Here is a 13165-nt window from a genome sequence, read left to right on the forward strand (position 1 = left end):
TTAGCTTACCCAGCCCGGCAGAGACCCCAAATTCCGCTCCCCCTAAGTTGGCTTAGCTCTTTTGGCTTGACGACGGTTCCCCGTCGCCGCCTTCCTCCGAGTCTTCGGTGTCCTCATCGGATTCGTCCTCGTCGGTCGCATCTACTTCGCCCGATGCTTCTCCGCCTGCGGCGCTTTCTGAATCCTCTTCAGAGTCGTCCGATTCCTCAGCGTCTTCTGAAGTGTCTTCAGACTCAGCACCGGACTCTGATTCCTCCTCTGTGTCGGACTCGGCTTCATCTTCGGAGGTCGCTTCATCTTCGGAGGTCGCTACGACTTCCCCGTCGACAATCTCCTCCGACTCCTCCGAACCGCTCCCGTCATTGTCGGACTTATCGGCGTCGCCGGCATCCTCAGCCTCAGCATGACCGTTTCCATCTCCCGCAGGCTTCGGCGGGAACTTCTCGGCGGCCACTTCCGAGACTCCCTTGTCCCTACCAAGTGACGGCACACCGGTCATCGCAACAACCACGATGGCCCCCGGAACAACCAGCCACATCGAGCCGAGCAGTCCAGTCAGCCACCAGGAGGCACCGGCCCACCCAAAGATGCCAACCTCACCGCCGAGCAGCCAAGCCAGCCCCATGAGGAAGATGATCGACCACACGGCAGCGAGAACGACGACCAGGTAGGGCTGCTTCGGTGCAGATTTCTTCAGGAATGCCACGACGCGCCAAGCCGCAACGGCTGGCGGTAGCACAATCAGCACTCCGAAAGCCCAGTGCACCAGCGACTGAGGCATGGCAGCCAAAATCGGCAGCGGTGGCAGCTGAGCCGGGTGCACTGCGAACAGCCCAGCCTCCGCTGGCCCAAACGTCGATTTTCCGCCCACCAGCACACCGACAGCACCGAAGGCCACATTTGGCAGGTACAGCAGCGAGAGGCCGCTGACCGCAACACTTTCACCGACGGTATCCGTGATTGCAAATGTCTCTGCCAGCAACTCTCGATGCCAAATCAGCGAAACGAGTGTCACCACAACACCGGCCAGCCACAGCCATGCCACGTAGCTGCCCGCCAGACGGGCCGACCCGAGCAACCACTCCGGCAGCTTCCGGCGCAGCAGTAGTGCACGCAGCAACCGCTGCCCCATTCCCAGCACCAAGGCCACGAGATTTACAAGCAGCGCGGCTGCAATCGCAAGGCCGAAACTAGGGGTCTGAACGCGGGGAAACACCTTCGACGCGTCGTAAAGCATGAGCCACGCGATGATGGTGAGAACAATGGGCGTGCCCAGATACGCGCCGACCAACGCGCGGACATCCTTGATGCTGATGCGGTCAGCGACTTCGCGGCGTACACGCCAGGCGATGAACAACACCATCAGCACCGCGGGCAGTGCTGGTGTGAGCCCCAGCGTCGTGCCGTTAAAACGGAACGGCGCGAGGTTAAAGATCATCCACATCGACGCGATACTCGCTGGAAGCGGAGACATTCCAGCGCCACTGACGATGACGCCAATCAGAGCTACCGAGATGATGAACAGCAATACGACGCCGTAAGAACCGGCAACAGACAGCCCAAACCGGCGTGTACGAGGCGAGTTAATGAAACGACGGAACCCCGAGGGACGCCCCTTGCGTGACGACGTTCCGGAGCCCCCCGCTTTCATCTTCGTCGTGGCGGCTCGATTGCTGTCGGCACCGACGCTGCGCGCACCGCCAGTCTGACCGGCCTGCGTATTCTGCCATGCGCGGGCAGTGCGCTCGCTGCGGACGCTACGGGAACCCCCGCCGCTGCCACCGGCACCGGTGCGGCTTCGCCGATTTCGATCGCTACCGGAGGAACCTCTCCGCGAATCCGCGCCTTTCACAGTGACATCGTCCTTCCCGCGTCTAATCATTGACAGCTGATTGCCCACCTATATAGATAGGGTGCCACGCAAGGGTGCGTCACAGCCATGGCCATATAGTGCCATACATACAACGCCTCTTTGTTTAGGCATTGCAGAGTCTAATTTGAAGGTACGGATCCCAGGACGGACGGTATCCGTTGAGTCCGATCTCCTTTTGCCCCCTCTCCCCCCCCAAAGTGGCTTCACCTTTGGTTTCCATTTGTCAACGCCGATGGGTTACTTTTTGCCACCCCCGCGACCACACCCTTAGTTCACCCGGAAACTACTTGCCGATCCCCCTACCCAGCCCCTCGATTAAGGGGCATCCGCCATAAATCCCCTGGCAACACACCGGTTGCGCTTCACCGGATCCGTGATACAAGACAACAGCCCCACGGCCACAGCACGGCCCTATTGAACTGAAACTGACGAATCAGCGAACAAGTTCTCTAAAAACAAGTTGCTTGCCCTATATCGAACCGTTATTATCGCAGAAGTTAGATAACAGTTGGGTTACAAAGAGTTTCGTTGGCAGGGAGATTGAAGTGACGTTTTTCAATGCTCGTCGCGGAGGCGGAAAGCACCGCAAGGTAGAGGTTTCCGCAACTTCTCGCGCAGCACTGGTCGCACTGTCCGCATCGACGATCGCTTCCTCCAACGCGGTCGCCCACGCAGCTGAGACCGAGAATAAGGCTCCGGAGAACTCAGCTTCGACTCAGACCCGCGCTGCTCAGCCGAAGAACAACGCTCCGATGGTGCTGGCCTCCAGCTCCTTCAATCCGAGCACTAACCTCAGCGACCACCTCGCTACGGCGTTGCAGTACAACCAGGAGCGCGTTGCTCGCGACCAGGCTGCCCGCGCTCCGAAACTCTCCATCCCGACCGTGGGGCTGCTGACCTCACCGTTCGGCTCACGCTGGGGAACCTTCCACTACGGTGTCGACCTGGCTAACGTCACCAACACCCCAATCATGTCCGTCATGGACGGCACTGTTATCGATGCAGGCCCGGCTCAGGGCTACGGCCAGTGGATTCGCGTTCGCCATGACGACGGCTCTGTTTCCGTCTACGGCCACATCGAGTCCATCTACGTTGCTGTCGGAGAAGCTGTCCGAGCTGGTCAGGTCATCGCCGGTATGGGCAACCGCGGCTTCTCCACCGGTACGCACCTCCACTTCGAGATCCACCCGGATGGCACCACTCCGGTCGACCCGGTGACCTGGTTCATCCAGCGTGGTCTGAACCTGAACTAATCAGGTATCGGCACAGGTACGAGCAAGCCTGGCCGCTCTGCGAAGGCCCTACCTGTGCACCGGCCCCTGTTTGACCGCGGCTGCAAGCCTCCCCTGATTAAATTTTTCAGAAACCGGCATCGCCGCCGGTACTGGGGCTTTACTCTTGACACATGGCAGAGACTCAAACATTCCGCATGTGGAAGAAGTTGGCTGCGACTCCAGTCGTCGGCAAGCGTCTATTTTCCTTAACCGCCGCATTGACGGCGCCATATTTCCGCACAATCTGTCCCAAGCTAGAGACGATGCAGCCTGGACTGGCGGTAGCGCGCATGCCCGCTTGGTGGGGCGTGCGTAATCACATTAAGTCCGTGCATGCGATTGCTGCGTGTAACCTCGCTGAATTCGCGATGGGCATGCTCTGTGAGGCCAGCGTACCGACAACGCATCGCTGGGTTCCAAAGGGCATGACGACGAACTACAAGCGCATCTCCGTTGGTGGCCTGACGGCTGTGGCCAAGGCTGAGTTGCCGGACTTCTCCACCATCACACCGGAGACTGGTGGGGTAGATTTTCCCGTCCACATCGTGCTGACCGATGCCAACGGCACCGAAGTACAAGATGCCACCATCAACTGCTGGGTGACAGCGAAGAAGCCTAAGTAGCCTCCACGCGATAGTGGCACGTGCACGGCCGCGGGTAGGGACGGCCAGTCGGGCGGTGGTTGTTCTTTTACAACTTCTCCATGGGCACGCCGCCGATAAGCATCATGCGGACCTTACCTGCGGATCCAAAGTCAATCATCGCAGTTGCCCGGGGCGCGGCCCCTTGGACCTCAAGCACAGTGCCTAAGCCGTACTTGTCGTGAACAACCTTGTCACCGGGCTCTAGGTGCAAGACCTGATTCTTCTTTCGGGATGACGCACCAGAGTTAGAGGATCCACCAGAGCCGAAGCCCGAGCTGGAACCGAAGCCCGACGAGGCACCATGGCCACGACCAAACGCGCTGCCCGCGCCGTAGCCACCAGAACCAAAACCACCAGAACCGGCGCCCCAGCTGCGAGCCGGAGCCTCGCGCAGCCAATCGATCAGGTCGCTTGGGACTTCCCCCAGGAAACGTGAAGGCGGATTATTCTGCGGCGAACCCCACGAGGACCGAGTCACAGCGCGCGTGAGATACAGCTGCTTGCGAGCTCGGGTAATACCCACATAGGCCAGACGTCGCTCTTCAGCCAGCTCCTTCGGATCGCCCAGGGCGCGCAGGTGCGGGAACAGTCCGTCTTCCCAGCCAATGAGAAATACCACCGGAAACTCCAGGCCCTTAGCCGTATGTAGCGTCATCAACGTCACTACACCGGTGTCATCATCCGGAATCTGATCCGCATCGGCCACCAGAGAAACTCGCTCGAGGAATGCCTGCAGACTTCCCGGTTCCGCTTCCCCATCGTTGTCGAAGTCGGCCGCGAAATCACGCGCGAGGTCATTCGCGATTCCAGATTCCACCTCGGACTCGCCACTAGTATCAGCACCGCTTTCAGCATCAGCTGCAGCGCCAGAGCCTTCATTTACATCAGCGCTAATATCCACCGACGACATCATCCGCGCCTCTGCAGAGAACTCCCGCGCAACGCTGACGAGCTCATTGAGGTTGTCCAGGCGCGTGGCATCTTGCGGATCATTGGAGCGCTCGAGCTCCGACTTGTACCCACTGCGATCAATAATCGCGTTGACCAAATCACCGATATCGGCCAGTTCACCGGATGCCATATCCGCCGCCAAGCCATCAATCATCTCGACGAACGCCGCCATCGCGTTTCGACTCCGCGCCGCCACCGCCGGAACCTTACCCTCCGCTACGGCACGTAGCGCCGTGCCGAACGAGCACCTCTCGTCCTCGGCATAGAGCGACACATGAGCCACCGCACGGTCACCGATTCCGCGGCGCGGCGTATTGATAATGCGACGCAGCGAAACATCATCGTCGAAGTTCTCAATAACGCGCAGGTAGGCGACAATATCGCGTACTTCCTTACGCTCATAGAACCTGGTGCCACCAACCACCGTGTACGGAACGCCCATACGAATGAAGACATCTTCTAGCGCACGGGAGGAATTATTGGTGCGGTAGAAAATCGCCACATCTGAATACGAGTACGGCCCGTAGTCGACCAATTGCTCAATCTCGTTAGCGATAAACCGAGCCTCATCGTGCTCATTGTCCGCCACGTAGCCCTTGATCTTGCCGCCCTCACCGAGATCGGTCCACAGCTTCTTCTCCCGGCGGTTCTCATTGCGCGCAATCAACGCATTGGCCGCCGACAGAATCGTCTGCGTCGAGCGATAGTTTTGCTCCAGCAGAATCGACGTGGCCTCCGGATAGTCCTTCTCAAACTCCTCAATATTGCGAATAGTCGCACCACGGAAGGCATAAATGGACTGGTCCGAATCGCCCACCACACACAGCTCACTCGGAGGCACATCTCCACCGGGCTTGCCGACGAGCGTCGAGACCAAAACATACTGCGCATGGTTGGTGTCCTGGTATTCGTCCACCAACACATGCCGGAAACGGCGACGGTAATACTCTGCAACCTGCGGGTGATTGGTGAAAATCCGAACGACCTCACCGATTAGATCGTCAAAGTCCACGGCATTAGCCGCCCGTAGCCTGGTCTGGTACTCCAGGTAAACCCGTGCAACGACGTCATCAAAAGGATTGCGCGTCGTCGACGCGTCCGCGAGGGCCTTCTCCGGGTCAATCAACTCATTCTTGAGATTGGAGATACGCGACGAGAGCACGCGGCCGGTGAACTTCTTGGCATCTAGGTCCATGTCCTTAGCGATAATGGACAGCAAACGCCGGGAGTCGTCCGAATCATAAATAGAGAAATTGGAATTAAGCCCCGGTACTAGCGCATGCTGCATGCGCAGTATGCGCACACACATGGAGTGGAACGTGGACACCCACATACGCCGCGCCTGGTCACCGACCAGTCCCGCCACACGCTCGCGCATCTCGGCTGCGGCCTTATTGGTAAAGGTAATAGCCAAAATTTGGCTTGGCAGGACCCCACGCGCACCGATCAGGTATGCAATCCTGCGCGTCAGCACAGATGTCTTTCCTGAACCCGCTCCAGCCACAATCAACAGTGGTGAACCAATGTGCTCCACTGCTTGGCGCTGCTGCGGATTAAGCCCCTCTAGCAGCGACTCTGAATCAAAACTGGGCTCGAAGCCACCGCCAAAACCGCCGCCAAAGCTGGCAGCGTCACTCGGTGCGCTATTGCTACCAGCGCTGGCGAAGTGGCCGAACCCACCACGGCCAGGCGTAGCACCGCCCGCCTCACCGTGGTTCGAACCAGCATGGCTATCGCCACTACGTCCATCGTCAGCATTGAAGGACCCGAACAGCATTCCAGTTTCATTTCCCATGATGGCTACTACAGTAGCCGAGCCCCCGGATTGGACTGTTCGAATCCTTTGGCACAATAAGAACTATGAGCGAAAACCCTGCGGACACTCGCGCCGCACACACCGACAACACCGACGGCGCCGAGCACAGCCAGCAGGCGGCGGCAGTATCCCCTTTTGAAGTCCGCACCCCCACCGGTACCGATGACCCGTTGAGCTCCGCGGAGATCGAACAGTACCGCAAGGAAATCAACCGCCTTGACGGGCTGATTATCGATGCCATTCAACGCCGCACCGCAATCAGTAAGGCCGTCGGCAAAACCCGCCTGGGATCTGGCGGCACGCGTCTCGTGCACGGCCGAGAGGTGCAGATCATCAACGAGTTCCGCGACGCACTTGGCCCAGAGGGCCCGGCAATCGCGTCGGCGCTGCTGCGCATGGGACGCGGTCGCCTGGGCTAACCCTCGCCAGCTACCTGTCCTGCTAGCCTTCCAGGGAAATCAGCTTTTCCTCTAGGAACTCATTGATACCGGTGAAGCCGCCCTCACGGCCAAGACCGGACTGCTTGACACCACCGAACGGCGCCGACGGGTCCGACAGCGAGCCCTTATTGACCGCAACCATGCCGGACTCCAATGCCTCTGCCGCACCAAGTGCCTTGGTCAGGTTCTCACTGAACACATACGCCGCCAGACCAAAGATCGTGTCATTTGCCTGCTCAATCGCGTGCTCATCGTCCGTGAAGGTTGTCACTGCAACCACCGGACCGAAAATCTCTTCGCGGACAATATCCGCATCCTCGGGCACATCGGTCAGAACTGTGGGCTCGAAGAAGTAGCCGTCGGAAAGCGCGCCGCCGAGATCTGGGATCTTGCCGCCGCACTCTACTTTCGCACCGCGCTTGACCGCATCGTCAACCAGATCACGAACCTTTTCCTGTTGATCACGCAGCGCGAGTGGCCCAAGGTCCGTCGCCGGATCGGTACCCTCGCCCAACTTCAGCTCCGCAAAACGCTTGACGACGCCTTCGACGAACGCATCCTTCTTGGATTCATGAACAATAAAGCGATTCGGGGCGATACACACCTGGCCGCCATTGCGGAGCTTGGCGTCACTGACTGCCTGCACAGCCTTATCAACATCACCATCAGAGAGAATGACAAACGGAGCATTCCCGCCGAGCTCAAGGGAAACTTTCATCGAAGTTTCCGCGGCCTTCGCAGCGAGCATCTGGCCAACTTCGGTGGAACCGGTGAAGGTGAACTTGCGCAGGCGGTCATCGGAAAGCAGGGCCGAAACGTTGGCTGAGTGTCCTGTTGGCAGCACGGAGATTACGCCTGCGGGGACACCGGCTTCGATAAGCAGTTTGCCCAGGTAGAGCATGGTCAGCGGAGTTTTGGACGCCGGCTTAATAATGACCGGGCAGCCGGCGGCGAGTGCCGGGGCAATCTTGCGGGTACCCATAGCCAGCGGGAAATTCCACGGCGTAATAGCCAAAGCCGGGCCGACCGGCTGCTTAATCACCGCGACGCGCGAGGTTCCGCTCGGAGAAATTCGGTAATCGCCGGAGATACGCACGGCCTCCTCAGCGAACCAACGAAAAAACTCGCCACCGTAGCCGACCTCAGCCTTGGAATCCGGCAACGCACGGCCCATCTCCAGGGACTGCAGCTGGGCCAACTTGTCTGCATCCCGACGGATGAGTTCAAAAGCGCGGTAAAGAATCTCGCTGCGCTTGCGGGGCGGGGTTACCTTCCACTCCTTCTGGGCTGCGACGGCGTCGTCAAGCGCCTGCCTGGCGTCCTCCTCTGTGGCGGAAGCGACCTGGACCAGCGGCTTATCTGTCGCGGGGTTAACGACATCGAAGGTCTCACCATTCGACGCGGGACGGAACTCGCCGCCGAGGAGAAGGCCTGTGGGGACATCTTTAAGGATGTTGTCGTAATCAGGGGTGAAATCAGTCATATTTTCCAGGGTAGGTGCCTTTGCTGAAGCGGGCTAGGGACTCGTAGGTGGCGGATAGTCGACGGATGGTCGGCGCATAGGCGGAGCATAGGCACCGCGGAATCGAGCTGCCAGCAGATTGTGGTCACGCCTGGTCACATCCTGCTGCCCGGCGAGAGCGCCAAAACGTAACTAGTCTGGGGAGGTATAAAGTGCATTTCGTCAAAACTCACCTGGGAGCAGGAATGACTGTAGATATCACCGCAACCGAACAGTGGGCTCAGCTGGCTAAGCGCGTGGACAATGTTCGCGCCACCTCGCTGCGTGAGCTTTTCGCCAATGAAGATGGCCGCACTGAGAAGCTGACTTTCGATGCGGGCACTCTCCACGTTGACCTTTCCAAGAACTTGATGTGCCTCGACGGTTTTGCCGAGCTGGTTGAGCTCGCTCGCGCCGCTGGCATCGAAGAAGCACGCGAGAAGATGTTCCGCGGTGACAAGATCAACACCACTGAAAACCGCTCCGTGCTGCACACAGCGCTGCGCCTGCCAGCAGAGGAAAATCTGACCGTCGGCGACCAGGATGTCGCTGCCGACGTGCATGAGGCGCTCGGCCGCATGCGCGATTTCGCTCGCAGCCTCCGCAGTGGAGACTGGCTGGGATACACGGGTCACACTATTAAGACTGTGGTCAACATCGGCATCGGTGGCTCCGACTTGGGCCCGGCAATGGTGACCAAGGCGCTGCGCACCTACGCCACTGCCGGCATTGATGCCCGCTTTGTCTCTAATGTTGACCCATCTGACCTGCAGGCGGTTCTGGATGAGGTCGATCCGGAGTCCACGCTGTTTATTGTCGCTTCCAAGACCTTCACCACACAGGAGACGCTCTCCAACGCTCACGCAGCTCGCCGCTGGCTTATCCAGCAGCTGGGTAGCGAAGAAGCCGTCGCCAAGCACTTTGTTGCCGTTTCCACGAATGCCGAAAAGGTCGCCGAATTCGGCATCGACACTGAGAACATGTTTGGATTCTGGGACTGGGTCGGCGGCCGCTACTCCGTCGACTCCGCCATCGGCCTGTCCATCATGGCAGTCGTTGGCCCGATGGACTTCATGCGCTTCCTGCAGGGCTTCCGAGCAATGGATGAGCACTTCCTCAACGCTCCGCTGGAGCAGAACGTGCCGGTACTGATGGGCATGCTGAATGTCTGGTACTCAAACTTCCTCGACGCCCAGTCGCATGCCGTACTGCCCTACTCCGAGGATCTCTCTCGCTTCCCGGCGTACCTTCAGCAGCTCACCATGGAATCGAACGGTAAGTCCGTGCGTACCGACGGCAAGAGGGTGGACTACAACACCGGAGAAATCTTCTGGGGTGAGCCGGGAACGAACGGCCAGCACGCTTTCTTCCAGCTTCTTCACCAGGGAACTCGCCTGGTTCCGGCTGACTTCATCGGCTTTGCCCGCCCACGCCAGGATCTGCCGACGGCATCTGGCGAAGGTTCCATGCACGACCTGCTGATGAGTAACTTCTTCGCACAGACCAAGGTGCTGGCCTTCGGTAAGACCGCAGAAGAAATTCGCGCAGAGGGCATTGCAGAGGAGCTCGTGGAGCACAAGGTCATGCCGGGTAACCGTCCGACTACGACCATCATGGCTGAGGAACTGACCCCGGACGCTGTCGGTGCGCTGATTGCACTTTACGAGCACATTACTTTTGTCGAGGGCATTGTCTGGGGCCTGAACTCCTTCGACCAGTGGGGCGTCGAGCTGGGCAAGCAGCAGGCTGGTGACCTGTTGCCTGCAGTTACCGGTGAAGTGGCGCCTAATTCTGGCGACGCTTCTACCGATGCGCTGCTGACGTGGTACCGCGACAAGCGCTAACGTCTTCTGGCCAATTGGCCTAGATAGCTAAGAGTCCGCCTTCGGCTTGAACTGATTCTCGCTGCGGGCGGACTTTTGTTATTTGTATGGCCACTCGGTTGCGGTGAGGATGGGGCGCGGCATCCCGTCGTAAAGCGGGGTCGGGAAAAAGCGAATAGTATCTAAGTCATGTCTGCCTACATTGAAGATGATGTTCTTGCCTATCGACTTGCCGTGGGCGCCAGTGAAATTCTCAAGGGTGTCCGCAACGTAGGCCTGCTGCGTGGCCGCATTCTGGGAGATGCCGGCGACGCACTGGCACAGGAGTGGATTGCCCGCGTACTAGAGCAGCACCGTCCGGACGACGGACTGCTGTCGGAGGAAGCCGCGGATAACCGTGAGCGCCTGGACTCAAAGCGGGTGTGGATTATTGACCCACTCGATGGCACGCGTGAGTTCGCTTCGGGGCGCCAGGACTGGGCAGTTCATGTCGCTCTAGTAGAGGACGGTCAGCCGACCCACGCTGCTGTTGGTCTGCCGGATCACGGCCAGGTTTTCCACACGGGTGAGGCCAAGGCTGTGCAGGGGCCGCGTGCGGGCAAGATTGTCGTATCGCGTACTCGCCCACCGGCTGTGGCGAAGTACGTCGCTGACAAGCTAGGCATGGAGCTGGTGGAGATGGGCTCCGCTGGTGCGAAGGCAATGCACGTGCTGCTCGGTGACTACGACGCCTACATCCACGACGGTGGTCAGTACGAGTGGGACTCGGCAGCGCCGGTTGGTGTCGCTAAATCCGCAGGACTTTTTGTCAGCCGCCTAGACGGCTCCGCGCCGACCTACAATAATGTCGATACTTTCCTGCCGGATATGCTGTTCTGCCGACCGGACCTGTCGGAGGAGATTCTGGCACTGGTAAAGGAATTCAAGGATCAAGAGCAGAAGTAGGTAAGCTAGGGCGGCTATGACCGACTCCACTGACATCACGACACAGGCTCATCAGGGCATTAAGACTCCGTACGAGGATTTGCTGCGCGAAATTCTCGCTGACGGAGCAGCTAAATCAGACCGCACTGGCACGGGCACTCGCTCAGTGTTCGGCCGCCAGCTGCGCTTTGATCTGAGCGAGGGCTTCCCACTGATCACCACTAAGAAGGTGCACCTGAAGTCCATCGTGTACGAGCTGCTGTGGTTCCTCCGCGGCGATTCAAACGTCCGGTGGCTCCAGGATCATGGGGTGACTATTTGGGATGAGTGGGCAGACGACAACGGCGACCTCGGCCCAGTCTATGGCGTACAGTGGCGCTCCTGGCCCACTCCAGATGGGCACCACATCGACCAGATTGCACAGGCGCTGGAGGCTTTGAAGTCCAACCCGGATAGCCGCCGCAACATCGTCAGCGCCTGGAATGTCTCCGAGATTTCCAATATGGCGCTGCCGCCGTGCCATCTGCTGTTCCAGTTCTACGTCGCGGATGGCAAGCTCAGCTGCCAGCTCTACCAGCGCAGCGCGGACATGTTCCTAGGCGTGCCATTTAACATCGCTTCCTATGCACTGTTGACGCACATGATGGCGCAGCAGGCGGGCTTGGATGTTGGTGAGTTCATCTGGACCGGTGGTGATTGCCACATCTACGACAACCACATTGAACAGTGCGAACTGCAGGTTTCCCGTGAGCCACGCCCCTACCCCACGCTGAAGCTTCGGAAGGCCGACAGCATTTTCGACTACGCTTACGAGGACATTGAGGTCATCGGCTACGACCCGCATCCTCTGATTCGCGGTCAGGTGGCTGTCTAAGTCAGCGAAAGGTGAGTGTCGACATGAACGAGTCCACCGCTTCCACCAGCGCAAGGCCCCCATTTGTAGGGATGATTTGGGCGCAGTCTCGGGCCGGCATTATCGGCGACGGTGCGACTATGCCCTGGCATCTGCCTGAAGATCTTCAGCATTTCAAAACAACGACGATGGGCGCACCGGTCATCATGGGGCGTCGCACGTGGGACTCGCTGAATCCCAAGTTCCGACCACTCCCCGGTCGTCGAAACATCGTCCTTTCACGCTCCGTGTCCGATTTCCCCGGCGCCGAGTCCGCAACCAGCCTCGAAGCCGCGCTCGCAGCCGTCGCCGACGCGCCCGCGGCTTGGATTATCGGAGGCGGGCGTGTCTATCGCGATGCACTTTCGCTTGCCGACGAATGCGTGGTCACCGACATTGATACTGATGTCAATGTCCCGGTACCGGTCATGGCTCCCGACCTCTACGACTGGGTTCGTGTCGAGGATGGCCCGTGGCAGACGTCAACGACCGGCCTACGCTACCGCTTCTGCACGTGGCGGCGTCTAGAGGATTAGCTTCCTTTAAAAGCCTCGGAAGGAAAGCCTCCGAAGAGCATCTGGGAAGGGTGCCGAGCAAGGCTCTGAGGTGGGGCTACTGCCCGGCGGACGTATTGCGCAATGGAATATCGGCCTTGGTCCGCGCGTTGGACTAAGTATGACTGATGTGAAGACTCCACAGACCACCGAACACGTGACCATTTACGCTGCGGCCTGGTGCCCTTTCTGCCAGAACCTCATTGCTGGCCTGAAGGAAAACGGCACTCCGTTTGAGGCTTGGGACGTCGAAAAGCACGACGACCTTTCGAAGTGGGTTGAGTCCGTCAATGACGGCAACCGCGTTGTGCCGACTGTGCTGTACTCCGATGGCGAGCACGCCACGAATCCGTCTGTGGAGGAAGTCACCGCTAAGTACGCTGAACTCTCCAGCAAGTAAGCGCAGCATAAGCGCATCGGTACGTTCTTATTGCACAGCCAAAAAGCCGAGCCCCACTTTCGGGGCTCGGCTT

11 protein-coding genes are annotated in these 13165 nt (G+C 59.1%); 8 read left to right on the forward strand and 3 right to left on the reverse strand.

Annotation, left to right across the window (positions count from 1 at the left end):
* Positions 1-52 precede the first annotated feature (52 nt).
* Complete coding sequence (locus QP978_RS01870) at positions 53-1882, reverse strand: cell division protein PerM (protein ID WP_016422165.1); 1830 nt, start codon at positions 1880-1882, stop codon at positions 53-55.
* 536 nt (positions 1883-2418) lie between these two features.
* Here QP978_RS01870 and QP978_RS01875 point away from each other — a divergent pair.
* Entirely contained in the window at positions 2419-3126 is a 708-nt protein-coding gene (locus tag QP978_RS01875; RefSeq protein WP_016422164.1) for a M23 family metallopeptidase, read from the forward strand.
* A 152-nt stretch (positions 3127-3278) separates the two neighbouring features.
* Positions 3279-3770, forward strand: coding sequence for a hotdog fold domain-containing protein (locus tag QP978_RS01880; RefSeq protein ID WP_038627827.1), 492 nt, complete (start codon positions 3279-3281; stop codon positions 3768-3770).
* Positions 3771-3837: 67 nt separating this feature from the next.
* Here QP978_RS01880 and QP978_RS01885 read toward each other — a convergent pair whose 3' ends face one another.
* Positions 3838-6537 carry a UvrD-helicase domain-containing protein gene (locus QP978_RS01885; RefSeq protein WP_016422162.1) on the reverse strand — a complete coding sequence of 900 codons (2700 nt, stop codon included), beginning with the start codon at positions 6535-6537 and terminating at the stop codon, positions 3838-3840.
* A gap of 65 nt (positions 6538-6602) precedes the next feature.
* Between QP978_RS01885 and QP978_RS01890 the strand changes: the two genes are divergently transcribed.
* Entirely contained in the window at positions 6603-6977 is a 375-nt protein-coding gene (locus tag QP978_RS01890; RefSeq protein WP_049171980.1) for a chorismate mutase, read from the forward strand.
* 22 nt (positions 6978-6999) lie between these two features.
* Here QP978_RS01890 and QP978_RS01895 read toward each other — a convergent pair whose 3' ends face one another.
* Entirely contained in the window at positions 7000-8481 is a 1482-nt protein-coding gene (locus tag QP978_RS01895; RefSeq protein WP_070429817.1) for an NAD-dependent succinate-semialdehyde dehydrogenase, read from the reverse strand.
* 224 nt (positions 8482-8705) lie between these two features.
* On the opposite strand from QP978_RS01895, the gene pgi reads away from it, so the two are divergent.
* The 5 genes from pgi to QP978_RS01920 all read left to right on the forward strand — a co-directional run bounded on the left by pgi (position 8706) and on the right by QP978_RS01920 (position 13092).
* Complete coding sequence (gene pgi, locus QP978_RS01900; RefSeq protein WP_284856778.1) at positions 8706-10343, forward strand: glucose-6-phosphate isomerase; 1638 nt, start codon at positions 8706-8708, stop codon at positions 10341-10343.
* 168 nt (positions 10344-10511) lie between these two features.
* Positions 10512-11267 (forward strand): 3'(2'),5'-bisphosphate nucleotidase CysQ, encoded by a 756-nt coding sequence (locus QP978_RS01905; RefSeq protein WP_049190299.1) that lies wholly within the window; start codon positions 10512-10514, stop codon positions 11265-11267.
* 16 nt (positions 11268-11283) lie between these two features.
* Positions 11284-12120, forward strand: coding sequence for a thymidylate synthase (locus QP978_RS01910; protein ID WP_069359434.1), 837 nt, complete (start codon positions 11284-11286; stop codon positions 12118-12120).
* A 23-nt stretch (positions 12121-12143) separates the two neighbouring features.
* Complete coding sequence (locus QP978_RS01915) at positions 12144-12674, forward strand: dihydrofolate reductase (protein WP_070429818.1); 531 nt, start codon at positions 12144-12146, stop codon at positions 12672-12674.
* A 139-nt stretch (positions 12675-12813) separates the two neighbouring features.
* Positions 12814-13092, forward strand: a complete 279-nt coding sequence (locus QP978_RS01920; protein WP_038627805.1) for a mycoredoxin — start codon at positions 12814-12816, stop codon at positions 13090-13092.
* Positions 13093-13165: the final 73 nt, after the last annotated feature.

The organism is Corynebacterium sp. MSK035 (assembly GCF_030232615.1).
GTDB lineage: Bacteria > Actinomycetota > Actinomycetes > Mycobacteriales > Mycobacteriaceae > Corynebacterium > Corynebacterium jeikeium_D.

What these genes read in the sequence shown, in the direction of transcription:
- QP978_RS01870 (WP_016422165.1), bottom strand. Translation starts at nt 1,882, where the DNA reads ATGATTAGACGCGGGAAGGACGATGTCACTGTGAAAGGCGCGGATTCG.
- QP978_RS01880 (WP_038627827.1), top strand. Translation starts at nt 3,279, where the DNA reads ATGGCAGAGACTCAAACATTCCGCATGTGGAAGAAGTTGGCTGCGACT.
- QP978_RS01885 (WP_016422162.1), bottom strand. Translation starts at nt 6,537, where the DNA reads ATGGGAAATGAAACTGGAATGCTGTTCGGGTCCTTCAATGCTGACGAT.
- QP978_RS01890 (WP_049171980.1), top strand. Translation starts at nt 6,603, where the DNA reads ATGAGCGAAAACCCTGCGGACACTCGCGCCGCACACACCGACAACACC.
- QP978_RS01895 (WP_070429817.1), bottom strand. Translation starts at nt 8,481, where the DNA reads ATGACTGATTTCACCCCTGATTACGACAACATCCTTAAAGATGTCCCC.
- pgi (WP_284856778.1), top strand. Translation starts at nt 8,706, where the DNA reads ATGACTGTAGATATCACCGCAACCGAACAGTGGGCTCAGCTGGCTAAG.
- QP978_RS01905 (WP_049190299.1), top strand. Translation starts at nt 10,512, where the DNA reads ATGTCTGCCTACATTGAAGATGATGTTCTTGCCTATCGACTTGCCGTG.
- QP978_RS01910 (WP_069359434.1), top strand. Translation starts at nt 11,284, where the DNA reads ATGACCGACTCCACTGACATCACGACACAGGCTCATCAGGGCATTAAG.
- QP978_RS01915 (WP_070429818.1), top strand. Translation starts at nt 12,144, where the DNA reads ATGAACGAGTCCACCGCTTCCACCAGCGCAAGGCCCCCATTTGTAGGG.
- QP978_RS01920 (WP_038627805.1), top strand. Translation starts at nt 12,814, where the DNA reads ATGACTGATGTGAAGACTCCACAGACCACCGAACACGTGACCATTTAC.